18 protein-coding genes and 6 pseudogenes are annotated in these 20,806 nt (G+C 66.9%); 12 read left to right on the top strand and 12 right to left on the bottom strand.

The window, feature by feature from the left end:
* The 6 genes from OHA11_RS00460 to OHA11_RS00435 all read right to left on the bottom strand — a co-directional run bounded on the left by OHA11_RS00460 (position 1) and on the right by OHA11_RS00435 (position 4,930).
* Complete coding sequence (locus OHA11_RS00460; RefSeq protein ID WP_266490804.1) at positions 1 to 1,515, bottom strand: cation acetate symporter; 1,515 nt, start codon at positions 1,513 to 1,515, stop codon at positions 1 to 3.
* 6 nt (positions 1,516 to 1,521) lie between these two features.
* On the bottom strand, positions 1,522 to 1,845 hold the full coding sequence (locus OHA11_RS00455; protein ID WP_266490802.1) for a DUF485 domain-containing protein: 324 nt from the start codon (positions 1,843 to 1,845) through the stop codon (positions 1,522 to 1,524).
* 127 nt (positions 1,846 to 1,972) lie between these two features.
* Entirely contained in the window at positions 1,973 to 2,602 is a 630-nt protein-coding gene (locus tag OHA11_RS00450; RefSeq protein ID WP_266490800.1) for a response regulator transcription factor, read from the bottom strand.
* Between the two features lie 5 nt (positions 2,603 to 2,607).
* Complete coding sequence (locus OHA11_RS00445) at positions 2,608 to 2,871, bottom strand: hypothetical protein (protein WP_266490798.1); 264 nt, start codon at positions 2,869 to 2,871, stop codon at positions 2,608 to 2,610.
* Entirely contained in the window at positions 2,868 to 3,350 is a 483-nt protein-coding gene (locus tag OHA11_RS00440) for a nuclear transport factor 2 family protein (protein WP_266490796.1), read from the bottom strand. The genes OHA11_RS00445 and OHA11_RS00440 overlap by 4 nt, the downstream gene beginning before the upstream one ends.
* Before the next feature lie 131 nt (positions 3,351 to 3,481).
* Positions 3,482 to 4,930: an ATP-binding protein gene (locus OHA11_RS00435; RefSeq protein ID WP_266490794.1), complete on the bottom strand. Its 1,449-nt coding sequence runs from the start codon at positions 4,928 to 4,930 to the stop codon at positions 3,482 to 3,484.
* A 314-nt stretch (positions 4,931 to 5,244) separates the two neighbouring features.
* Here OHA11_RS00435 and OHA11_RS00430 point away from each other — a divergent pair.
* Positions 5,245 to 5,442 (top strand): annotated as a pseudogene (locus OHA11_RS00430) (transposase); the annotation flags it as partial.
* 129 nt (positions 5,443 to 5,571) lie between these two features.
* Here OHA11_RS00430 and OHA11_RS00425 read toward each other — a convergent pair.
* Entirely contained in the window at positions 5,572 to 6,246 is a 675-nt protein-coding gene (locus OHA11_RS00425) for a YbhB/YbcL family Raf kinase inhibitor-like protein (RefSeq protein ID WP_323186500.1), read from the bottom strand.
* 176 nt (positions 6,247 to 6,422) lie between these two features.
* On the bottom strand, positions 6,423 to 7,526 hold the full coding sequence (locus OHA11_RS00420; RefSeq protein WP_266490791.1) for an L-dopachrome tautomerase-related protein: 1,104 nt from the start codon (positions 7,524 to 7,526) through the stop codon (positions 6,423 to 6,425).
* Between the two features lie 284 nt (positions 7,527 to 7,810).
* Between OHA11_RS00420 and OHA11_RS00415 the strand changes: the two are divergent.
* A pseudogene (locus OHA11_RS00415) lies at positions 7,811 to 8,233 on the top strand (primase-like DNA-binding domain-containing protein); the annotation flags it as partial.
* Positions 8,234 to 8,257: 24 nt separating this feature from the next.
* Positions 8,258 to 8,659 carry a DUF6009 family protein gene (locus OHA11_RS00410; protein WP_266506836.1) on the top strand — a complete coding sequence of 134 codons (402 nt, stop codon included), beginning with the start codon at positions 8,258 to 8,260 and terminating at the stop codon, positions 8,657 to 8,659.
* Positions 8,660 to 8,749: 90 nt separating this feature from the next.
* Here the strand turns inward: OHA11_RS00410 and OHA11_RS48265 are convergent.
* A pseudogene (locus OHA11_RS48265) lies at positions 8,750 to 8,839 on the bottom strand (hypothetical protein); the annotation flags it as partial.
* 94 nt (positions 8,840 to 8,933) lie between these two features.
* Positions 8,934 to 9,137: pseudogene (locus OHA11_RS00400) on the bottom strand (transposase); the annotation flags it as partial.
* A 199-nt stretch (positions 9,138 to 9,336) separates the two neighbouring features.
* On the opposite strand from OHA11_RS00400, the gene OHA11_RS00395 reads away from it, so the two are divergent.
* Positions 9,337 to 10,536: an IS701 family transposase gene (locus tag OHA11_RS00395; RefSeq protein WP_266506834.1), complete on the top strand. Its 1,200-nt coding sequence runs from the start codon at positions 9,337 to 9,339 to the stop codon at positions 10,534 to 10,536.
* A 299-nt stretch (positions 10,537 to 10,835) separates the two neighbouring features.
* Here OHA11_RS00395 and OHA11_RS00390 read toward each other — a convergent pair.
* Positions 10,836 to 11,492 (bottom strand): annotated as a pseudogene (locus tag OHA11_RS00390) (enoyl-CoA hydratase/isomerase family protein); the annotation flags it as partial.
* Here OHA11_RS00390 and murF point away from each other — a divergent pair.
* The 5 genes and pseudogenes from murF to OHA11_RS00365 form a co-directional block, all read left to right on the top strand.
* Positions 11,490 to 12,308 (top strand): annotated as a pseudogene (gene murF, locus OHA11_RS00385) (UDP-N-acetylmuramoyl-tripeptide--D-alanyl-D-alanine ligase); the annotation flags it as partial. The pseudogenes OHA11_RS00390 and murF sit on opposite strands and share 3 nt — an antisense overlap.
* A gap of 133 nt (positions 12,309 to 12,441) precedes the next feature.
* Positions 12,442 to 12,963, top strand: coding sequence for a helix-turn-helix domain-containing protein (locus OHA11_RS00380; protein ID WP_266490788.1), 522 nt, complete (start codon positions 12,442 to 12,444; stop codon positions 12,961 to 12,963).
* Complete coding sequence (locus tag OHA11_RS00375; protein ID WP_266490787.1) at positions 12,960 to 13,469, top strand: ImmA/IrrE family metallo-endopeptidase; 510 nt, start codon at positions 12,960 to 12,962, stop codon at positions 13,467 to 13,469. Before OHA11_RS00380 ends, OHA11_RS00375 begins: the two co-directional genes overlap by 4 nt.
* A 38-nt stretch (positions 13,470 to 13,507) precedes the next feature.
* Complete coding sequence (locus tag OHA11_RS00370) at positions 13,508 to 14,728, top strand: MAB_1171c family putative transporter (RefSeq protein ID WP_323186499.1); 1,221 nt, start codon at positions 13,508 to 13,510, stop codon at positions 14,726 to 14,728.
* A 401-nt stretch (positions 14,729 to 15,129) separates the two neighbouring features.
* Positions 15,130 to 16,095, top strand: coding sequence for a ParB N-terminal domain-containing protein (locus tag OHA11_RS00365; protein ID WP_266490785.1), 966 nt, complete (start codon positions 15,130 to 15,132; stop codon positions 16,093 to 16,095).
* 19 nt (positions 16,096 to 16,114) lie between these two features.
* Here the strand turns inward: OHA11_RS00365 and vanY-N are convergent, their stop codons facing one another.
* Positions 16,115 to 16,678 carry a D,D-peptidase/D,D-carboxypeptidase VanY-N gene (vanY-N, locus tag OHA11_RS00360; protein WP_266490784.1) on the bottom strand — a complete coding sequence of 188 codons (564 nt, stop codon included), beginning with the start codon at positions 16,676 to 16,678 and terminating at the stop codon, positions 16,115 to 16,117.
* Between the two features lie 411 nt (positions 16,679 to 17,089).
* Between vanY-N and cysD the strand changes: the two genes are divergently transcribed.
* From cysD to OHA11_RS00345, 3 genes are all read left to right on the top strand, one after another.
* A complete protein-coding gene (gene cysD, locus OHA11_RS00355) occupies positions 17,090 to 17,995 on the top strand; it encodes a sulfate adenylyltransferase subunit CysD (protein WP_266490783.1) in 906 nt (301 codons plus the stop codon).
* 2 nt (positions 17,996 to 17,997) lie between these two features.
* A complete protein-coding gene (locus OHA11_RS00350) occupies positions 17,998 to 19,260 on the top strand; it encodes a sulfate adenylyltransferase subunit 1 (RefSeq protein WP_266490782.1) in 1,263 nt (420 codons plus the stop codon).
* 259 nt (positions 19,261 to 19,519) lie between these two features.
* Complete coding sequence (locus tag OHA11_RS00345; RefSeq protein ID WP_266490781.1) at positions 19,520 to 20,605, top strand: methyltransferase domain-containing protein; 1,086 nt, start codon at positions 19,520 to 19,522, stop codon at positions 20,603 to 20,605.
* The last annotated feature ends 201 nt before the right edge of the window (positions 20,606 to 20,806 follow it).

Raw genomic sequence — 20,806 nt, 5'->3', positions numbered from 1 at the left:
TCAGCTGACTCCGGTCAGGGCTTTGAGCCGCAGGGATCGGAAGGTGGACTGTCCGGTGTCGGCCGCCTCGCCGCGGTCGGGGAGGACCAGGGCGACCAGCACCGAGACGAGCAGGCTGAGCGGCAGCGAGACCAGAGCGGGGTTGGAGAAGCCGAGCACCGCGTCGGGGCCGTTCACGGCGGGACCGAGCAGGATGATGGTGAGGGAGGTGACGAGCCCGACCGCCATCCCGCTGATCACCGCGCGCGCGGTCATCCGCCGCCAGTAGATCGTCAGCAGCAGCGCCGGGAGGTTGGCGCTGGCCGCCACGGCGAAGGCGAGCGAGGCCAGGAAGGCGATGTTCTGGCGCTCCGCGGCGAGAGCGATCACCACCCCGACGGCACAGGTCGCGAGGGTCGCGAAGCGGGCCGCGGTCAGCTCGCCGCGGGCGGTTGCGGCACCGCGTTTGAGGACCTGGCCGTAGACGTCGTGCGCGACGGCACCGGAGACGGCCATCACCAGCCCGGACAGCACGGCGAGGATGGTGACGAAGGCTACCGCCGCCACCACCGCGAGCAGCAGATTGCCACCGAGCGACTCCGCGAGCTGTACGACCGCCAGGTTGCCGGCCGGGTGCTTCGCGGCGATCCCGTCCCGGCCGACGAGCTGGCCGGCGCCGTAGCCGATCACGGGGATCATCAGGTAGAACGCGGCGAAGACCCAGATGGCGGTGACGGCCGACGACCGCGCCGCCCGGGCGTCCGGGACGGTGAGGAACCGGATCATGACATGGGGCAGTCCGAGTACGCCGAGTACCAGACCGACCACCATGGACAGCTGGTCGAAGCCGGCGAGCGCGGTGGTCCGGCTCGGTGCCACCGCCTGCTGCCCCACCGTGTGCAGGGCGTCGTTGAACGCGCCGAGCGGGTTGAAGTCGTACTTGTTGAGGATCAGCACGAACAGGGTGACGGTGCACGCCAGCATGAGGCCGGTCTTGACGATCTGGATCCAACTCGTCGCGAGCATGCCGCCGAGCAGGGTGTAGACCGTGGTGAGGCCGCCGATGACGAGGACGGCGACGGTGTAGTCGATGTCGAAGAGGGCGGTCACCAGCAGGGCGGCGCCCACGAACTGGGCGATCAGGTAGACCGTGCTCACGACGACGGTGGTGATGGCCATGGCGCTGCGGACGGTCTGTCCCCGGAATCGGGAGGCCAGGACATCGGCCAGCGTGAAGCGTCCGAGGTTGCGCAGTGGTTCGGCGACCAGGAGCAGCGTCAGCAGATAGGCGACGGGGACGAACACGGCCAGGTAGAAGCCATTGAATCCGCCCAGTGCGATGGCGCCCGTGACGCCGAGGAACGACGCGGCGGAAATGTAGTCGCCGGCGATGGCGAGACCGTTCTGACGTCCGGAGAGCTGGCCTCCGGCGACGAAGTGGTCTGCGGCGGACTTGCTGCGCCGGGCAGCCATGTAGGTGATTCCGAGGGTGATCAGAACCAGGACGGTGAATATTACCGCTGAGACAGCGTCCATTGAATGTCAGCCTTTCTTCGATGATTGCCGCAGGACTTCGGCGATCTTCGCGTCCAGCCGCCCGGCGCTCGCCGTGTATCGGGTGGCGAGTATGAGGGCGACGGCGAACTGTGCGAACGCGTAGATCCAGGCCCAGGTCAGGCCCCCGACGACGACACCGTCGAGCGTCGAGGTGAACAGGCCGAGGATGGGCAGCGGGAAGAAGAAGAGGCACATCACCGCGGAAAAGCGGAGAGCGATACCGATCCGTTGTGCCGCTATGGTGTCGAGGGACGTCATCGCCCCGGCAGATATCACGTCCGGCTTTTCTTGCTGGACTTCCTGAGTCATATCCGACTCCCGTCTCCGTTGAGGATTGGGCGGGAGCGTATATGGGCCGGGGAATGCGGCGCAATCAGTGTGTTCGGAGTTTGTTCCCAGTGTTTTCCCTACCGAGGTAAGGATTCCTTTACAGGCGTCACGGGGAGGGCAGTACGACCCCGTGCTGGAGCACGTCGCGGACGAGTGTGGCCATGCTCTCGGCGTCGGCCTTCTCCCGGATACGGGTGCGGTGCACATCGACGGTCTTGACGCTGATCCCCAGCCGGGTCGCGATGTTCTTGCTGGGCACGCCGTCGATCACCATGCGCAGAATCTCCAGCTCACGCGGACTGAGCTGGCTCAGACGCGTGAGCAGTACCCGTTTCCGCGCTGCCTGCGCGAACCGTTCCTGCGCAGTGCGCAGCGCCTGCTGGACGACCTCCAGCATGTGCTGTGGGTCGTAGGGCTTCTCCAGGAAGTCCACCGCGCCGTTCTGCAGGGCGCGTACCGACATTCGGATATCGCCGTGCGCGGAGACGAAGATGACCGGGATCTCCGAGCCGGCCCGGTTCAGGATCTCCTGCAGCTGGAAGCCACCTACCTCGGGCATCCGCACGTCCAGGACCATGCAGGCGGGCCGGTCCGGGTCGTAGGACTCCAGGAAGGAGCCGACGTCGGTGAAGCTCACCGACTGGATCCGGACCGACTCCAGCAGCCAGGCCAGGGACGTGCACAGCTCACGGTCGTCGTCGACGATGTAGACGATGCTCTGGGTCTGGGTGTTCATCCCGGTCATCCCCAGGTGGCTCGGGCGGTCCAGTACTCGCTGCCGTCGGCGCTGATCCCGTGCTGCCAGTCGCCGGTCCGCCGCAGGGCCGGCTCGACCCGGGCGGTGGCCTTGTCCGCTCCGGCCGGGCCGTCCTCGTCGACCTGCCAGTGCACCCAGTTGACCTCTCGGCCCGTGTGGTCGTGGGTGAACAGGTCCACATGGTGCCAACCGTAGCCGTGAGTGTCGGCGTAGCAGGTCAGGAGCATGGTCCTGCGGTCGGCGCTCACACGGCCTCCTTCGGCGGCGGGGCACTCAACGGCGAGGCGCTCGCCAGCGGGGCGCTGAAGAGCCGCTCGGTGCGGAACAGCGAGATCAGGGCCGGCCGAACCGGATCGAGGCGGAAGGTCACGTCCAGCCTCGCAACCCTGACCTCGGCCGTGCCCGACGCATAGCGCGACAGCTGCTGCATCAGCCAGGTTCCACGAGCGGTGGTGTCGCTGAGGTCGATGGTTCCGGGGAAGAGCAGATGGACGTTCTCCCGGAAGTGCGGATTGGGCGGCAGGTACCCGGCGAGCATCTCCAGGATGGCTTGCCTGCCCTCCCGGCGGCCGAATTCGCCGGAGTACTCCGGGCCCACGCCCTCCCAGACGGCGTCGTCGGTGAACAGCTCACCGAGTTCGACCATGCCCTCGCCCCGGACGGGAACGTCACACAGTCGCAGGTACCGGTCGAGGGTGTTCATCACTTGTTCTCGCTGGCTCCCCATGGGCGATACCTCGAACGTCTCGAATGCCGCGGGAATCTTTCGCAGCAGGCTAGGCGCTTCGCACGGACCCGGACAAGCCGGGTTTCCAGGCGGATGGGCCGGTATTTCCCTTCCCAATGTAAAGGATTCCCTTATTGCGGCCGGGCCACCGGAAGTGCGAAGGAGAACACGGCTCCGGCGGGTTCTCCCTCCGCGGCGGAGATACGCCCGCCGTGCCGGGTGATGATCCGGTGGCTGAGCGCCAGACCGATCCCGCTGCCGTTCACCTTGCCGGTGAACACCCCGTCGAAGATCCGGTCCCCTGGGATTCCCCCGAGGCCTTGCCCGTGATCCCGTACGACGAGTTCGGCCCACGCCCCGTCCTGGGACAGCCGGGTGGCCAGCTCCACGCTGCGCCGCTCGGGCGGCCAGTTGGCCATCTCCTCGATGCCGTTGAAGGCGAGATTCATGACGACCTGACCGATGAGGACGTTCTCGCAGCGCACCGGCAGGGGCTCGGTGGTCAGATCGAAGTCGAGACGAACGGAGTCAGCTTGGGCGCGCAGCTCGATGAAGTACCGGCAGTCCTCGACGATCGCCGCCAGATCGGTCAGCTGGTCGGCATGTTCCAGTCTGCCGACGTACTGCCGCAGGCTGTCGAGGATCCTGCTCGCCCGTTCGATCTGTCTTTTGGCGTTGTCCAGTCCCCAGACGACGGAATCGGTGTCGGCATCGGTCCCGGGGTGCTGCGCGAGAAGCCGTCCACGTGTGCCTTCCACGAAGTTGTAGGCGGCGGCGATCGGCTGGCTGACCTCGTGCGCGATGGCCATTGCCATGTCACCCATGGCGTTGTACCGGGCCAGATGGTTCAGGCGCTGGGTGTCCCGGCGGTGCTCCTCCTCTTCCAGCACCCGGTCGGTGATGTCGTAGAAGAGCAGCAGATGGCCTCGGAGGTCACTCTCGATGTCGATGTACTGACGGGTGACCGCGTACCAGCGGGGCGCATGGCCCGGTTCGGCGAAGCGATAGCGGCCTGCCTCGGCCGGTACGGCCCCGTCACGGCAGTACTCCGTGAAGTCGGCCCCGTGCAGGTGGGGACCGAGCTGCTTGGTGGCCGACTCGCTGGCGAAGATGACCCGCCCGTCGTCGTCCAGCACGACGATGCCCTCGGCGAGGCTCGCCAGGAAGGCCCGAAGCCTTCCCTCGGTGCGGAAGAGGTCACGCCGGACGGCCTTCTCCTCCTCGATGTCCCGGAACTGGACCATGATGACCTGCCGGGACGGGAGGTCGACCCGGATGGCGATGGCCTCGGTGAGGACCTCTTCGCCGCGCTTGGAGCGGTAGCACCACTCGGTGGCGCTGACTCCGTGCTCGACGGCCCCGTGCAACCAGCGATGTCCCAGCTCACGGCTGTACTGCTGGGCGTTCTTGCTCATGTCGGGCGCCTTGAGCGGTTTCAACTCGTCGACGGTCCAGCCGAGCAGTGCGCAGGCCGCGTGGTTGGCCCACAGGATCTCGTACGTGGCGGCGTCGTGGATCAGCACGCAGTACTTCAGGGACTGGACGAGATCCCGGTAGTCGGCCAGTTCAAGATCTTTCATTGGCACTCCCGGCACAGCGGGCACAACCGCAGACGGGGGGCGACGCGGCGGCCTTGGATCGAGGCTTGATGGGTCTTATGCTGCCTCGCTGATCGGACCCTGTCACACACCCGGTGTCACCGTCGAGGGAACCCGCAGCCGCCAGGTCCGTGCGTCGCCGATGCGCCGCGGGGTGGTTGGTGCGGCGTCCTGTACTGCATCTTCCGCGTCGGGGTTGTAGCTGACAGTCGAGTCCGAAGGGCTGGCGGGGCCTGGGAGAGGTACTACGACGTGTCTGATCGCCCGCTTTCTCTGGGCGGGCGGCTGATGAAAGGCCGAAGGTGCGGACCGGGTCGTTCTTCCCCTCGCTGCTGGAGCGGCGAGGGCGCATCGACCGGGCGCTGTTCGCCGTGGTGATGGAGGCATACGTGCACGGGGTCTCGACCCGCTCGGTCGATGACCTGGTCCAAGCCCTGGGCGCGGACAGCGGGATCTCCAAGTCGGAGGTGTCGCGGATCTGCGGTGAACTTGACGCTGTACTGACCGCGTCCGGGACTTTGAAACCGCCCTGGGGTTTGGGGGTCTTCAAGACCCCCAAACCCCAGGGCGGGCATCACTCTAGGCCAACCGCTCCGCTGGATTCAGCACTGCACCACCAGGGTTCAGCCGCGGGTAGGGGCGATCAGCGTGGCTCGCCCAATCGTGTGGCTGCCGATGGTGAAACCGAGCAGAGCACCACTGGTGGTCGCCGTAACGTCGACGCTCGGCACGTCCAGCGCGGTGACCGTGATGTAGTAGTGGTGGGTCGAGTCGGCCGGGGGCGCGCCGCCGATGTAGCGGGCCGTACCCGCGTCACCGTTGAGCTGGATGGCCCCGGCGGGCAACTTGCGGCTGTTGAGGGCTCCGGCGTTGAGCGGCAGGGACTTGGTGGTGGCGGGGATGTTGGCCACCGCCCAGTGCCAGAAACCGCTACCGGTCGGAGCCTCGGGGTCATACATCGACACCACGAAGCTCTTGGTCTTGGCGGGGAAGCCGCGCCAGGACAACTGCGGGGAGATGTCCTTTCCGCCCGGTGCCCCGAAGATTCCGGACCGCTGGTCGGTGGGCAGCGGCCGACCGTTCTTGACCGTGGTGCTGGTCAGGGTGAACGAGGGCACCTTCGGCAGGAAGGCGTAAGGGTCCAGGCGACCGCCCGGGTTGGCGTGGGTGGCGACGCTCTGCTTGGCGGATGTCGGCGCGGAAGTGGCACCGGTCGCTGCGGGAGCACAAGCGACCGCCGCGGTCAGCCCCAGGCCGAGCGCAGCCAGGACCCACTTCTGATGCTTGATTTTCCTCACTTTGATTTCTTCCTTTTCGTCATTATTATCAGGGGATTTGATGGCGCTTTTTCGGCACACGGGATCACGCCGGCAAAACGCCCGAACGGATCGGACGGTTTTTTTCTGTACCGCCGATGCCGCGAGAAAAGTCCGTGTCGAACATTCCTCTTTGTGTCGGTAAAGTCGAATTCGGGTCAGCGTTCCAGCGTCAGTCGGAACAGCTGCACTGGAAAGTGGATCCGAGAGATCCCACCGTTGAAGGGAGCCGCCCGGTCCAATTGGGGCACTGGCAGCCACAGGGTGTTGTGGGCGTCCAGGAACAGCGCGTCCGTCCAGTGCAGGCGCGGGTCCTGGACTACCTGGGCGATCCGGCCGTCCGGGCTCCTGCGTGCGATCGAGTTGTGAGCCAGGTCGGAGAAATAGAGGTTGCCCTTGTGGTCCATGGCGGTGCCGCCGGTCGGCGGCAGGTCCGCCCATGGCCGCACCTGGGCGGCCAGTTGGGCCGGGCTCAGTCCGGGGTCGTCCAGCGCCTGAGTGGGCACGCGTGACCAAGGCCCTGACAGCGGGCCGTAGTACAGCCACCGCCGGTCCGGCGACAGTTCGAGCGGGTCGGCGTTGACCTTCAGCGTGTTGCCGTCGGTGCCGCGCACCACGGTGCCGTCGACCACGATCGGCCGGTCCGTGGGGGCTGTGGTGGACGGGTGGCCGTCGAGCACCCGCCGGGCGGCGCCGGCGCGAAGGTCCAGCACGATCAGCCCGGGGCGCCCGGCATCGGTCAGATAGGCGGTGTGGCCGTTGAACCGGACATCGTCGACGTAGCTGCGCGGCAGGGCCACGTCGCTGCTGAAGGGGTACACCCTCGTGACGCGGTTGCCGGCCACGTCCACGCGCACCAGCTTGGCGCCGCCGGGCAGCGGGTCGCCGCCGAAGCTGGGCGCGCCGGTGTCGACCACCCACAGGCCGCCGTGACCGTCCAGATTGATCGAGTTGACGTTGACGAACGCGGTGTCCGCCGCAGTTCCCGGACGCCAGGCGTTCCAGGCGGCGTCCGGGTAAGGCGCGACCCCGCCGTCCGCGGTTACCAGGCCCAGCGCCGGCCCCGTCGACCCTGACCAGCGCGGGCCGGCCACGAAGATCCGGCCGTGGTCGGCGGCCACAGCGTTCCAGACCATGCCCTCGCTCTGCGCGACCAGCTGAAGCGGCTCGGTCCTGGCGGCGGCCGGGGTGGCCAGTGTGACGGATCCGGCAGCGAGCGTGACGGCGGCTAACGCACCGAATGTGCGCCTGGTGATCGACATGGCACGACCGTATCCGGCATGCGCTAGTTACCCGCAAGGGAAATTAGTATCCAGAAAGAAAGCTAGTAACCCGAAGGAAAGCGTCGATATGAGCTCCGTCAGGAGGTGTCGGTGCTCCAACAAGAGACCATGAGGGAGGTAAGCAGAAGTACACAACTGTGGTTGCTGCACCCGGTTCACCGGAATTATCGGAGTGCCATCCGGCGAAAACCTGTCTTGCTGACAGCCATGGCGGCGTCGATGACGTCTTCGATTCGGGCGAACCCGCTGGGAGCACGGCGTTTCGCCTGATCCCCTTCGAACGCGTGGTTCCCAACGACCGCAAGATCGACAACCTCGCCGACCTCCTCGTCACCGAGGAAGGCCCAGGCATTCTGGGCTGGTCGATCGACGGCGCACGCCGCTACCTCGCCGGGAACCGTGATCTCACAGGCCCTGAACAGGTCCGTATCGCCACCACCGCCTACGCGCAGACCGAGGACCACACCGGCCGTTTCTACGAAGAACGCTGCCGTCTCGGCTCCGACCTGCGCGCCGAGCAGGCCGCCCTCTACGCCGCGTACAGGGCGTGGTGCCGGAACGAGGGTGCCCCCGCCACGTCCTCGCGGGCGTTCGCCGCCCGCACCCGGGAACTGGTGAGTCTGGCCTCGACCAAGGAGATGATCCTGTCCAACCAGCGCAAGCTCTGCCCGGGTATCGGACTGCTCACACGAGGAAGGGGACACCGGGGCATGAGTTCCCTGATCAGCGCGGACGAGATCAGCCACGAGACCGGCCTCGTATGGCTGGAGGACATCAGCGGCCTCGACTACGTACGCCAGAGCCTGGACCGGCTGCTCACCCGGGCAGGCCGTCCCGCATACCACCGCGACGGCCGTCTCGTCGGCTATGCCGTCCTGGGACCCACTGCCAAGCCCTCCCGCGTCTCGGACACGTTCCGCCGCCGCGTCTTCTGGCTCCTGCCGCACCACCGCGACAACGCGCCCGATGGCCTCTACGCGATGGGAGCCCCCGCCGAGGCGGTGGACCCCCGTACGCTCACCGCAGGCGTCAAGGGCTCCAGGACCGAACGCTCCGAGGGTGACCCGCTCTCCGGTGTCATGCAGGAACTCGGCATCTCCATCCCGCTCTGATCACTGCCGTCTGCGGCCGGTGATGCCGAGTCGGCCCGCCGTCACACCTTCAGGGACCGTGTGGTTGCCGAGCGGCCCGCCCGAGGAGACCTCCGTGATCGTGCCGTCGTGGACGGCACGGACCGGGGTGCCCTTCGGAGCCGCGAAATCGAGCCCGGTGTGATGGCCGGACGACCACAACTCGCTCGCCTACCCCGAATCTCGAGGTGATGGTGTAACGCTCCATGGGCAGGACGAACGCGCGTGTCTGCCGATTCTGCGGCTTGTCCGTCTTGGCGAGGAACACTCCGATCTGGCTGTTCTCGGTGCGTCCGGCAGCGCCGGAGTACTGCCTTTGCACGCCGGCCGAGCGGATGCCCTTCTTGAGGAAGCCGGTGTCATCGACGATCAGAACAGCGCCCGGGTCTCCGAGGTGTTCGACCACGTAGCCGCGTACGTCGTCCAGGACCTCGTCGGCGTTCCACTCGATCCGGTTGAGCTACTAGTACTCCAGCAGTACTTCGTGGCTTGACCTGGGGAAACGTCGAGCGGTGGGAGTGTAGCGGGCGGGAAGTCGTCACGGACGGCTTCGGCCCGCACGCCCCTCGAAGGAGTGCCCCCGATGGCAAGGTCGCCCCGGGCCTGGGAAGCCTCGGGTCGTGATCACCGAACAGGCAGCCGAGACCTGGGACCGCGACCTGGACCACCTCTTCACCACCATCGGGCGCCACTTCGGCCGTGTCGAACCACGCCGCCGCATGCGGGACTACGTGCGCGCACTGCTCGCCCCGGTGGCCCGAAAAAACAGCTGGCAACTTGCCGAACACGCCGGCCACGCCACCCCAGACGGACTGCAGCACCTGCTCTCCCGAGCCCGCTGGAACCCCGACGACATCCGCGACGACCTGCAGACCTACGTCGCCGAACACCTCGGCCGCCCCGACGGTGTACTGATCATCGACGACACCGGGTTCCTGAAGAAGGGCACCACCTCCGCCGGAGTCCAACGGCAGTACTCCGGCACCGCCGGCCGCACCGAGAACTGCCAGATCGGCGTCTTCGCCGCCTACACCAGCACAGCCGGCCGCGCCCTGGTGGACCGGGAGCTCTACCTGCCCAAGTCCTGGACGGACGACCGTGACCGATGCCGCGCCGCCAAGATCCCCGACGAGCGGGAGTTCGCCACCAAGAACACCCTCGCGGCAACGATCGTCCGCAGAGCTCTGGCCTCGCCGCTGCCGATCGCCTGGGTCACGGCGGACGCCGCCTACGGACAGGACAACCGCTTCCGCCGGATGCTGGAAACATCCGGCGTCGGCTACGTCCTCGCCGTCCCCAAGTCCCAGTTCTCCCTGGCCGGCCCACGCATCGACAAGGCCTTCGAGCAGGCCCCCGACCAGGCATGGGAACGCCGTTCCTGCGGCGCGGGCGCGAAGGGACAGCGCGAATACGACTGGGCAGCCGTCCAGTTGCGCCCAGTGTCCGAGTACGACCACCAGGACGGCGTGTTGATCCGTCGACGGTGGGCGCTGGCACGGCGCAGCTTGAGTCGTCCGGACGAGATCGCCTACTACCTCGGCTACGCACCGCTGGATGTCGGCGTGGACGAACTGGTGCGCGTCGCCGGCGCCCGGTGGGCGATCGAAGAGTGTTTCCAGGCAGCGAAGAACGAGTGCGGCCTGGACGAGTACGAAGTCCGCCGCTACGTCGGCTGGTACCGGCACATCACCCTGGCCATGCTCGCCCACACCTTCCTCGTTGCGATGAGCTCGCGAGCAGCCGAAAAAGGGGATCCTCCGGTGAGGATGCCGTGGTCATCGAGCTCACCGTGGCAGAAGTGCGGCGACTCCTGGCAGCTCACACACCCCGAGACCTTCACACCCTCACTCACGTGTTGAGCTGGTCGCACTGGCGCCGACGACGCCAAGCGGTGGCCCGCCGCTGCCACTACCGACGTCGGGGGCACTCCTTCGAGGGGCGTGCGGGCCGAAGCCGTCCGTGACGACTTCCCGCCCGCTACACTCCCACCGCTCGACGTTTCCCCAGGTCAAGCCACGAAGTACTGCTGGAGTACTAGATGGATGGCCGTCAGGCTGGGGTTCGTGAGGACCCCGGGGAACGGACCCCTGTGTGCAGCTCGACTTGTCTGCCGCTGCCTGTGGGCGTTTGTCCTTCCAGTCGCGTGCACGAGGAGCTCTCAGCGGAACGTCGCGTTGCCTGGGCCCTCCTCGACGAAGCCGCGTATGCCGCGCTCGTGGTCCTCCGTCGCGAACAGGCCCGTGAACCAGGTGCGTTCGATGGCGAGGCCGGTGTCCATGTCCGTCTCCAGCCCCTGGTCGATCGACTCCTTCGCCGCGCGCAGTGCGATCGCGGGGCCTTGGGCGAGCTTGGCAGCCCAGGCGTGTGCCTGCTCGTACACCTCGTCGGCCGGGACGACACGGTCGACGAGGCCGAGCCGGAGCGCTTCGTCCGCCTTCACCATGCGGCCGGTGAAGATGAGGTCCTTGGCCTTGGAAGGGCCGATGAGGCGGGAGAGGCGCTGGGTGCCACCCGCGCCGGGGATGAGGCCGAGCAGGATCTCGGGCTGGCCGAGCTTGGCGTTGTCCGCGGCGATCCGGTAGTCGGCGCAGAGCGCGAGTTCGCAGCCGCCGCCGAGCGCTTAGCCGGTGATCGCGGCGACGACCGGCTTGGGGATGCGGGCGACCGCAGTGTAGGAGTCCTGGAGCGGGCGGGACCGCTTGACCATGGCCGTGTGGTCCATGACCTGCATCTCTTTGATGTCCGCGCCGGCCGCGAAGACCTTCTCGCCGCCGTAGAGGATCACGGCTCGCACGTCGTTGCGGTCGGTTGCCTGACCGGCTCGCAGGGTAAGACCAGCACCAAGGACCTGCTGACGGCCGTGCTGTCGAGCGCCGCGCCGACGGTTGCCACGGCCGGCTCGCTCAACAACGAGCTCGGCGTACCGCTCACCATGGTGCGCGCCGAGATGGGCACCCAGTTCCTCGTCCTTGAGATGGGAGCCCGTCATGTCGGCGACATCGCCGCCCTCACCGGCCTCGTCGCGCCCGATATCGCTGTCGTCCTCAACGTCGGTCTGGCCCATCTCGGCGAGTTCGGGTCGCGCGCCGCCATCGCCGAGGCCAAGAGCGAACTGGTGCGGGGGCCGGCGCCCGGCGGCACCGCCGTTCTCAACGCCGACGATCCCCGGGTGGTCGCGATGCGCGCGCTCACCGACGGCCCGGTGCTCACCTTCGGGCGTGCCGAGCACGCCGACGTACGCGTGCTCGACCGGACCCTTGACCGGCTCGGCCGGCCGTCCTTCACACTGCGCACCGCCGACACCTCGGCGCGCGCCGCCCTGGACGCGCTGGAGGTGATCGAGGGCGGGCGTCGTATCGCCGTCCTCGGCGCGATGCTCGAACTCGGCGACGGCAGCGAGGCGGAGCACCGCGCCGTCGGGGCGTACGCCGGCGCCCGGGCCGACACGGTGGTCGCGGTCGGCGAAGCCGCCCGGCCGATCGCCGACGGCGCGGGCGAACGGTCAGTGGTGCTGGCCGGCAACGACGCGGCCGTCGACTGGCTGCGCGGTCATCTCGACACCGGCGACGTGGTACTCGTCAAGGCTTCCCGCGGGGCGTGCCTCGACGAGGTCGCCGCCGCGCTCGCGTAGTTCGGCGGGCGGCTACGCCGACTCTCGCGGTCCGCCCGGGCTCGTTCGACTCACGATGGACCACAAAGGGGGCTTCCCCTACGCTAGTTGAGGATCGGCGGTGCGGGCGAGAAACACCAGAAGGGAGACGGACATGGACAGCGGGCGCGGTCCGGCGGGGCGCACGCTGGCCGACAAACTGGAGCACTTGTTCCGGACGGTCGTCCCACCCGGACGTGAGCCTTACGGCACGGAGGAAGTGGCCCAGGCCATCACGGCAAGCGGGGTGTCGATCTCCGGCAGCTACGTCTGGCTGCTGCGTAAAGGCCAGCGGGACAACCCCACCATCCGTCATCTGCAGGCGATCGCGGATTTCTTCGGAGTGCCCGCCGCGTACTTCTTCGATGACCAGGTGGCAGCGGACGTCGACGCGGACCTGGGGCTGCTCGTCGCGCTCAAGGATGCAGGCGTGCAGAGCGTCGCGCTCAGAGCGGCCGGCTTGTCGTCCAAGAGTCTGCGCTCGATCGGCGAGGTGATCGAGCGGGTCCGTGAACTGGAGGGCCTGCAGCAGGACGCGCCGGATCACCGCTCAGCAGAACGAGGCCACCAGGACGGAAACTTGCCGTCCTTACCTGGTGGTGCAGTGCCTGACGAGAGAAACGGAGAGGGTGCGTGAAACTGGGCGGCTTACAGCGGCGGTGCAAGGCTCTCATCCGCAAGTTGGAGATACCGAGCCCGTTCGACGTGCACACGTTGATTCAGAGCGTTGCACAACGGCAGGGCCGTCCCATTCAGTTGATGGCCATCGCGATGCCGGCAGGCAGTCCCTGCGGGCTGTGGATATCCACGGCCAGCACCGACTACATCTTCTATGAGAAACAGGCCAGTCCGCTCCACCAGGAGCACATCATTGTCCACGAGCTCGGCCATCTTCTGTGTGGCCATGTCCGCCTCACGGATGTGAACAACGATATAACGCGCCGGCTCATGCCGACCTTGAGCCCGAATATGATCGAGCGAGTGCTGCAGCGCACCTATTACAACACCCCGGAAGAAAAGGAGGCCGAAATGATCGCCTCACTGATTCTCCAGGGTGTCCACCGGTCGCCGTCAGGACTGAACCAGGCCGTGCCGGAGGTCGACGAGGCCGTGCGAAGGGTGCAACGCTTATTGGTGGACTGAAGGCGACCGGCCGCTAATTTACCTGCCTCGGAGTTGCTGTGACCGGAGCCAAGAGTGTCTTATACCCTTTACTTGCCTTATTGTGCTGGGCGGCGTTCTTCTACAGGTGCCGCTCCCTGAGATCGGGTCGATGTGATCCAGGGCTGCTCGCGTTACTGGCCGCTCTCTTCCTGAAGGGGTTGGCCTTCGCGCTCGCGACCCCCGCGGTCTCCCTGGCCGTCGACGAGCATCTAGGCATATCCGACGTGACGGCGCTGGCCATACACGTCCTCGGTGGCGTGGCCTTCAGTGCCGCACTACTCGTTGTCCTCCTGTTCTGGGCGCACCCACCCGAACAGGCATGGCCGAGGGCTCAATGGCGGCTCGGTATCGCCGCGCTCATGATGCTGGCCATGCTGGCGCTGTGGATCATGGCCTCGGCCGAGTCGCAGGAACGCTCGGCGCACTTTCTTCTGCAGAACGTTCACCGGCCCGTGGTAGCTGCCTACTCGCTCATCTACGTAGGCGCCCTGCTGGTGGCGCTCGTCGAGATCGTCCGCCTGTGCTGGAGATATGCCGTGGTCGCGGAAGAGCCATGGCTGCGCCGCGGCCTGCGCCTGACCGCTGTAGGCGCAGTGGTCTATTCGGTCAATTTCGTCAGTCGAGCGTCGGCCGTGGTCAGCGTGCAATTCGGCCTCCACCCGTTGGAGTGGGAGCTGGTGACGGTGCTTGGTGCAGGGATCGGCATACCACTCGTGGTCGGTGGTCTCACCATGCCGTCCTGGGGCCCCCGCCTGTCGACCCTGAATACCTGGTGGAACAACTACCGCACCTACCGCAGCCTTTCCCCCCTATGGCTGGCGATGCATCAAGAACTGCCCGAGATCGTATTGCATTCTCCGGCTTCGGTCATGGCCAATCTGAACTACCGTCTGTATCGCCGGACCATCGAGATCCGTGATGGACAGATCGCGCTGCGCCCCTACATGAGTCCTGAAACAGCAATGCGGACAGCCGAACTGGGCGAAGAGGCCGGCCTCACCGGCAACGACCTTCGGGCGGTGGTTGAGGCAGCCCAGCTGAAGGCGGCGCTCAGGGCCAAAACGAACGGAGCCCCCGTTCCGGCTTCAGGTGCCAGTACTGGCCACCCCGTCCCCTCCGAACTGTACGGGGGCGACGATCTGGTCAGCGAGGCCGTTTGGCTGTCACAGATCGCACGAGCCTTCGCGTATTCACCGGTCGTCGCCGCATCGGTGAACGGTGGCTGCAGCCGCAGTTAGCGCGGTCCGTGCGCGTGATGCCGCTGCGTTGCCCCGGGCTGTGGGCTGCCGAGCGTAGTGACCATCAACTCACGTAAGAGTAGAGGGAGTTTACATTTATATCTCCGTTGACTGCCGTCGCGCGGCGCTGCTACTGTCACCAGCGTTCCACTGGGGCGCCGAAGGCGCGTTGACACCCACATCAGCGGGCCCATCTCCAGCGGGCCCGGGACCTGGGAGGCCCATCGGTCCGCTTCAGCTCGGCAGCTCGTCCGGCCGCGCCCTCGCGCTTCGGCCCGGGCTTTGAGGCAGGAAACTCCGTCTGCACCACAGGCACCGAACGGGTAAATAGTGGCAATGGCGAATTCCGTACCGCACCGCAACATCGCCGACGAAGTAGAGACCCGAAAGGGAGAGTTCAGGTGGATCCGACAAGCGTTGACATGGTCGCTCTCCCTGTCGTCGAAATCGAGTTGTCCCGGCTGTCTTCCGTATCCTCGCCTCGAACCTCAGGAGAGGATCCGGAGCACGTCGAGACATTGTTGTCGACAGAGGGAGCACTGCCGCCCATTCTCGTCCACCGACCGACGATGCGGGTGGTCGACGGCCTGCACCGGTTGAAGGTGGCGCGACTCAGAGGCGATACAAAGATCGTGGCAAGGCTCGTCGACGGCACTGAAGCGGACGCCTTCGTCCTGGCCGTCGAGGCGAACATACGGCACGGTCTGCCGCTCTCGCTCGCTGATCGCAAGCGTGCTGCCGTGCACATCATCGGGACGCATCCGCAGTGGTCCGACCGGCGGGTGGCCTCGGCGACCGGCATCTCCGCCGGTACCGTGGCGGACCTGCGCAGACGCGGCGGCGACAATGGAACCGAAGCAAGGATCGGCAGGGATGGACGCATCCGTCCGGCCGACGGCTCGGGGCGCAGGAGACACGCTGCCGAGCTCATCCGCAGCGACCCGGGTCTTTCGCTCCGGCAGGTCGCCCATCAGGTCGGCATCTCCCCGGAGACGGTCCGGGACGTGCGCGGCCGGCTCGAGCGTGGTGAGAGCCCGGTCCCGGACGGAAGCCTGAAGTTACGAACCGAGTCGCGTCCACTGCATCGCACGGAAACGGGCTTCGGCCGCGCCGTGGATCGAGACCGCCTCGTGACGCTGGAGCGCCTCAAGGCCGATCCGGCGTTGCGGCTGAGCGAGACCGGCCGCATTCTGTTGCGCATGCTCGCCATGCACTCCATCGACGGGCAGGAGTGGGAAAGGATCCTGCACCGCGTCCCGCCGCACTTGTACAACGTGATCGCCGAGTTCGCCAGAGAGCACGCGCAGGTCTGGACCGGGTTCGCGGAATGCCTGGAGAACTGGGCGACCAGTTTGGCCGCAGAATAATCGCGTCTTACGGCGCGATTCAGCACGTTGATGCCGCTTGCGGATTCGGGAGAGCATCGATCCCCTCCGTAGCCTGCAAGCCGACGTCCGGGCGGTACTCGAAGTGCCACCACTCGTTGTCGTAGATGAGGTGGAGGCCGTAGCGGGCACCGTGCTCCTCGAGCCAGCGCGCGCCTTCGTACGGGCGCACATCCAGCGCGGTGCCTTTGACGTGCCTGGATTCCGCCGGTGGCAGCACAAGCATCCGGGCCGCGGCCGGTGAGCCGACGCGACTCACCTCCTCGTCGAACAGCCGCTGCTGGACGAGGGGGTCGCGGTATCCGGAGGTGAGGCCAATGAGCTGCCCGTGACGCCAGAACGCCTCAGCGCGTGCAGCGGTGAACGCCGCCCTGGCACCGTAGGTGAGCCCGGTGAGATTTTCGGCCGGAAACCGGATCCCCAACGCCCAGTGGCAGGCCCATTCGCGGGCCCGGCCGGGATGGCGGACGAACGCGACGGGCAGCAGGAGCACGGCGAGCACCACGGCAAGTACGGCGAACAGCCGGTCACGGGGCCTATGCGGGATGATGTGCGATTCCTTCATGCCTCCAGTTGAGCGGGCGCGATGTTGTCGGCCCGTATCCAGTTTTCGATATGCCGACGAAATGCACGGCTCCGCTGGACAAGAAGCTCCATGAGGCAGCAATGGATATGCTCTGTTCGCGCTTCGAGGGCCGGCCAATGGCCGCACCCAGGACAACGATGGCCGGCTCGAACGCGCCGATCGGGCCGCCGCACTGCAGACCGCCCGCACCGCGTAGACGCCCGGAACCGTACGGCCGCAGTGGGAGGCGCCGTTCACTCCCCCTGGAGGCGGGTCCGACTGCCGGATGCGCGCATGACCGTGCCACCCCCTGGGAGTCTTCATGTCCGATACCGAACGACGAACCCGCACCGCCCCGTTGGACCACGGTGCCACCGGGTGGCTGACCGGAGACCCTGGACGGGGGCCGGCATGAGTGACGCGTTCGACCTGGAGCACCTCGATGTCCTGGAGTCGGAAGCGGTGCACGTATTCCGGGAAGTGGCAGGGGAGTTCGCACGGCCGGTGCTGCTGTTCTCCGGCGGCAAGGACTCCATCGTCATGCTGCACCTGGCACTGAAGGCCATGGCCCCGGCCCCGCTGCCGTTCGCGCTCCTGCACGTCGACACCGGGCACAACTTCCCGGAGGTGCTGAGGTATCGCGACCGAGTGGTGGCGGAGCACAACCTCCGCCTGGACGTGGCCTCGGTGCAGAAGTTCATCGACAGTGGCAGGCTGCGCGAGCGCCCGGACGGCAGCCGCAACCTGCTGCAGACGGTGCCGCTTCTGAACGCCATCGAGACCGCGCGGTTCGACGCCGTCTTCGGCGGTGGGCGACGGGACGAGGAGAAGGCCCGCGCGAAGGAACGGGTGTTCAGCCTGCGGGACGAGTTCGGCGGCTGGGACCCGCGCCGGCAGCGTCCGGAGCTGTGGCACCTGTACAACGGCCGGCACGCCCCCGGCGAACATGTCCGCGTCTTCCCACTGTCCAACTTCACCGAGCTGGACATCTGGCAGTACATCGCCCGCGAGAAGATCGAACTCCCGTCGATCTACTACGCGCACAAGCGTGAGGTGTTCCGTCGCGACGGGATGTGGCTGGCCGCCGGCGACTGGGGCGGCCCGAGACGCGGCGAGACCGCCGAGACCCGCCTCGTCCGCTACCGCACTGTCGGCGACATGTCCTGCACCGGTGCCGTCGACTCCCGTGCCGACACCGTCGAAAAGATCGTGACCGAGATCGCCGCCTCCCGGCTGACCGAGCGCGGAGCCACCCGCGCCGACGACCGCCTCTCGGAGACCGCGATGGAAGACCGCAAGCGCGAAGGCTACTTCTGACCATGAACGGCATCTCACTTCTGCGCCTGGCCACCGCCGGAAGCGTGGACGACGGCAAGTCCACGCTGGTCGGCCGGCTGCTGCACGATTCCAAGTCGGTCCTCGCCGACCAACTCCGCACCATTGAGCGCGCATCGAGGAGCCGCGGAAAGGAGGGACTGGACCTGGCGCTGCTTACGGACGGCCTGCGCGCCGAGCGCGAACAGGGCATCACCATCGATGTCGCCTACCGCTACTTCGGCACCGCTGCCAGGCGCTTCATCCTCGCCGACACCCCCGGCCACGTGCAGTACACCCGCAACATGGTCACCGGAGCCTCTACGGCCGAACTCGCGATCATCCTGATCGACGCCCGTACAGGCGTGGTGGAGCAGACCCGCCGGCACGCCGCCATCGCCGGCCTCCTGCGCGTCCCGCACGTGGTCCTCGCCGTCAACAAGATGGACCTGGTCGCGTACGACGAGGACGTCTTCGCCACGGTCGCCGCGGACTTCGTCGACTACGCCACCCGCCTGGGTGTGCCCGCGGTGACGGCCATCCCCATCTCCGCACTCCACGGCGACAACGTCGTCGAGCCCAGCGCCCGGATGAGCTGGTTCGCCGGCCCCACCGTGCTGGAGCACCTGGAGTCCGTGCACATCGACCACGACCCGCGCCGTCGAGTGGCCCGTTTCCCCGTGCAGTACGTCATCCGACCGCAGACCGCGGAGCACCCGGACTACCGCGGCTACGCCGGAAAGATCGCATCCGGCCTCTTCCACGTCGGGCAGCAGGTCACCGTTCTGCCCTCGGGACGTACCACCACGATCGCCGCGATCGACGTCCTCGGCGAGGCCGCCGAGATCGCCTGGGCTCCGCAGTCGATCACGATGCGCCTCGCAGACGACCTGGACGTCTCCCGCGGCGACGTGATCGCCCCGTCCGACCAGCCGCCCACGCTGACCAACGAGATCACCGCAACGGTGTGCCACCTCGCGGACACACCGCTCACCGAGGGCGACCGGGTACTGCTGCGACACGGCACGCGTACGGTCACCGCCAAGGTCAAGGCCATCGACTCCCGGCTCACCCTGGCCGACCTGTCCCAGCAGCCGGACCCGGGACGACTCGTGGTCAATGACATCGGTGAGGTGGTGCTCCGCACCGCGGAGCCGGTGCCGGTCGACGACTACGCCGCTTCCCGCCGCACCGGATCGTTCATCCTGATAGACCCGGCCGACGGCGCCACGCTCACCGCCGGCATGGCGGCCCACACCCTCGGGTGAAGACGGTGACGTCGGCGGAGGCGCAGGGAAGGCCACCGCGGGCCGGCCGCGTCCAAGTGGCAGAATTCTTCAGTTGGACTCACTCGTGGCCATTGACCTGATTCAGCAGTTGGACCAAGAATGCGTCTTTGTGGATCAGTGTATGACGAAAGTACCATGAACTCGGGACGGGTAATTTTCCTGCGGGGCGACGTTCCTATGCGTTCATTCGCTCGTCCGGAGAAACGGTGTCGGAAAAACAGCGAGGAGCGGATGCACAATGTCAGAGAACGGACTGTTCACCTCCACAGTGACGCTGTCCGCCCAACCCGACCGGATGTGCGTAAAGGGGGGTGCGGCCAACGGGGAGGAGGGCTTTCCACTCTCCCTGGATATGCTGCTCATCCTGGACATCATGCTCCACGAGCATGATGTCGCAGCGGCGGAAGCCCAGTTCACCGCGGTGCGGAGGGCCCCGCTGGCGGTCGACGCGCAAGCCGCTGTGGATGAGCTCAGCTACAGCGGGAACACCTGCTCGATACGCGCCCAGCGTGGCTCTGTCATCGTGCGCGATGATCGGAAGATGGCCCCGGCGGCGGACCTGACCGCACAGAGCCGTTCGACCCGGCAGGTGCTGCGGGCGCTGGGAATGCGGCGAAACCTGAGCCACGATCTCGAAACCGCGAATTTTCGCGGGCTCTTCACGGAACTGCAGGAACGTGGCCTCCTGGTGCCGTCGGTCGGTGAGCTCGACTGGGGCCAGCTGCGCAGGCTGACGCCGATCTGCCCGGATTTCGGAATATCCCGGGGCACCCCCATCGACCGTCACTACCTGAACCAGTTCATCGCCGAAATCCGTGATCTCGTTCAAGGAAATGTTGTGGAGATCGGCGGAAATGACGGAAATAAGGACGTCTACGGTTTCACCCGTACTTCCGGATACCGCGGTCTGGACATCAGAGAGGCCCCGGGAGTCTCTCTGGTCGGTGACGCGGCGGACCCAGGAATCATCCCGGCGGACTCCCTTGACGCCATCATCGCCTTCAACGTTCTGGAGCACACCGCGCGCCCGTGGCAGGTGGTCGACAACATGTGGCAATGGCTGCGAAAGGGCGGAAGAGCGTACTGCATGGTTCCCAGCGCCCAACGACTGCACGGCGCGCCCGAGGACTACTGGCGACCATTCCCGGCAGCGTTGCGGGAGATGTTCGGCGCCTGGTCCGAACAGACCGTGTACCAGTACGGAAATCCGATGAGTGTCATCGCGTCGCTCATGGGTGTCGCGGCCGAGGAACTCGACGCCCTGGAATTGAGCACCTACCACCCGGCCTACCCTGTGGCCAGTTGCGTCGTCGCAAGGAAGTGAGGCCCGACCGGGCGGCAAGCCGACGAGCCCTGGGTCGAGAGGGTGATCGCAGTGGTCCCTCGCGCCGCGGCGGTCGTGCGGCACAGACGCCGGTCGCTGCGTCCAAGTGCCCGAAGTCCTCAGTTGGACTCACTCGTGGACATCGACGTGATTCAGCACGATTGGGATTCGCTGACTTCGTGCGTTGTATGAGAGGGGCAC

The sequence above is a fragment of the Streptomyces sp. NBC_00878 genome, assembly GCF_026341515.1.
Taxonomy (GTDB): Bacteria; Actinomycetota; Actinomycetes; order Streptomycetales; family Streptomycetaceae; genus Streptomyces.
The sequence above is the reverse complement of the archived record's forward strand: the minus strand, read 5'-3'. Positions and strand labels throughout refer to the sequence as shown.

Bases quoted from the DNA above. Each gene is read 5' to 3' on its own strand.
- OHA11_RS00435 (WP_266490794.1), bottom strand. From the start codon at position 4,930: ATGAAAGATCTTGAACTGGCCGACTACCGGGATCTCGTCCAGTCCCTG.
- OHA11_RS00460 (WP_266490804.1), bottom strand. From the start codon at position 1,515: ATGGACGCTGTCTCAGCGGTAATATTCACCGTCCTGGTTCTGATCACC.
- OHA11_RS00450 (WP_266490800.1), bottom strand. From the start codon at position 2,602: ATGAACACCCAGACCCAGAGCATCGTCTACATCGTCGACGACGACCGT.
- OHA11_RS00410 (WP_266506836.1), top strand. From the start codon at position 8,258: ATGAGTTCCCTGATCAGCGCGGACGAGATCAGCCACGAGACCGGCCTC.
- OHA11_RS00420 (WP_266490791.1), bottom strand. From the start codon at position 7,526: ATGTCGATCACCAGGCGCACATTCGGTGCGTTAGCCGCCGTCACGCTC.
- OHA11_RS00455 (WP_266490802.1), bottom strand. From the start codon at position 1,845: ATGACTCAGGAAGTCCAGCAAGAAAAGCCGGACGTGATATCTGCCGGG.
- cysD (WP_266490783.1), top strand. From the start codon at position 17,090: ATGAGTGACGCGTTCGACCTGGAGCACCTCGATGTCCTGGAGTCGGAA.
- OHA11_RS00350 (WP_266490782.1), top strand. From the start codon at position 17,998: ATGAACGGCATCTCACTTCTGCGCCTGGCCACCGCCGGAAGCGTGGAC.
- OHA11_RS00345 (WP_266490781.1), top strand. From the start codon at position 19,520: ATGTCAGAGAACGGACTGTTCACCTCCACAGTGACGCTGTCCGCCCAA.
- vanY-N (WP_266490784.1), bottom strand. From the start codon at position 16,678: ATGAAGGAATCGCACATCATCCCGCATAGGCCCCGTGACCGGCTGTTC.
- OHA11_RS00380 (WP_266490788.1), top strand. From the start codon at position 12,442: ATGGACAGCGGGCGCGGTCCGGCGGGGCGCACGCTGGCCGACAAACTG.
- OHA11_RS00440 (WP_266490796.1), bottom strand. From the start codon at position 3,350: ATGGGGAGCCAGCGAGAACAAGTGATGAACACCCTCGACCGGTACCTG.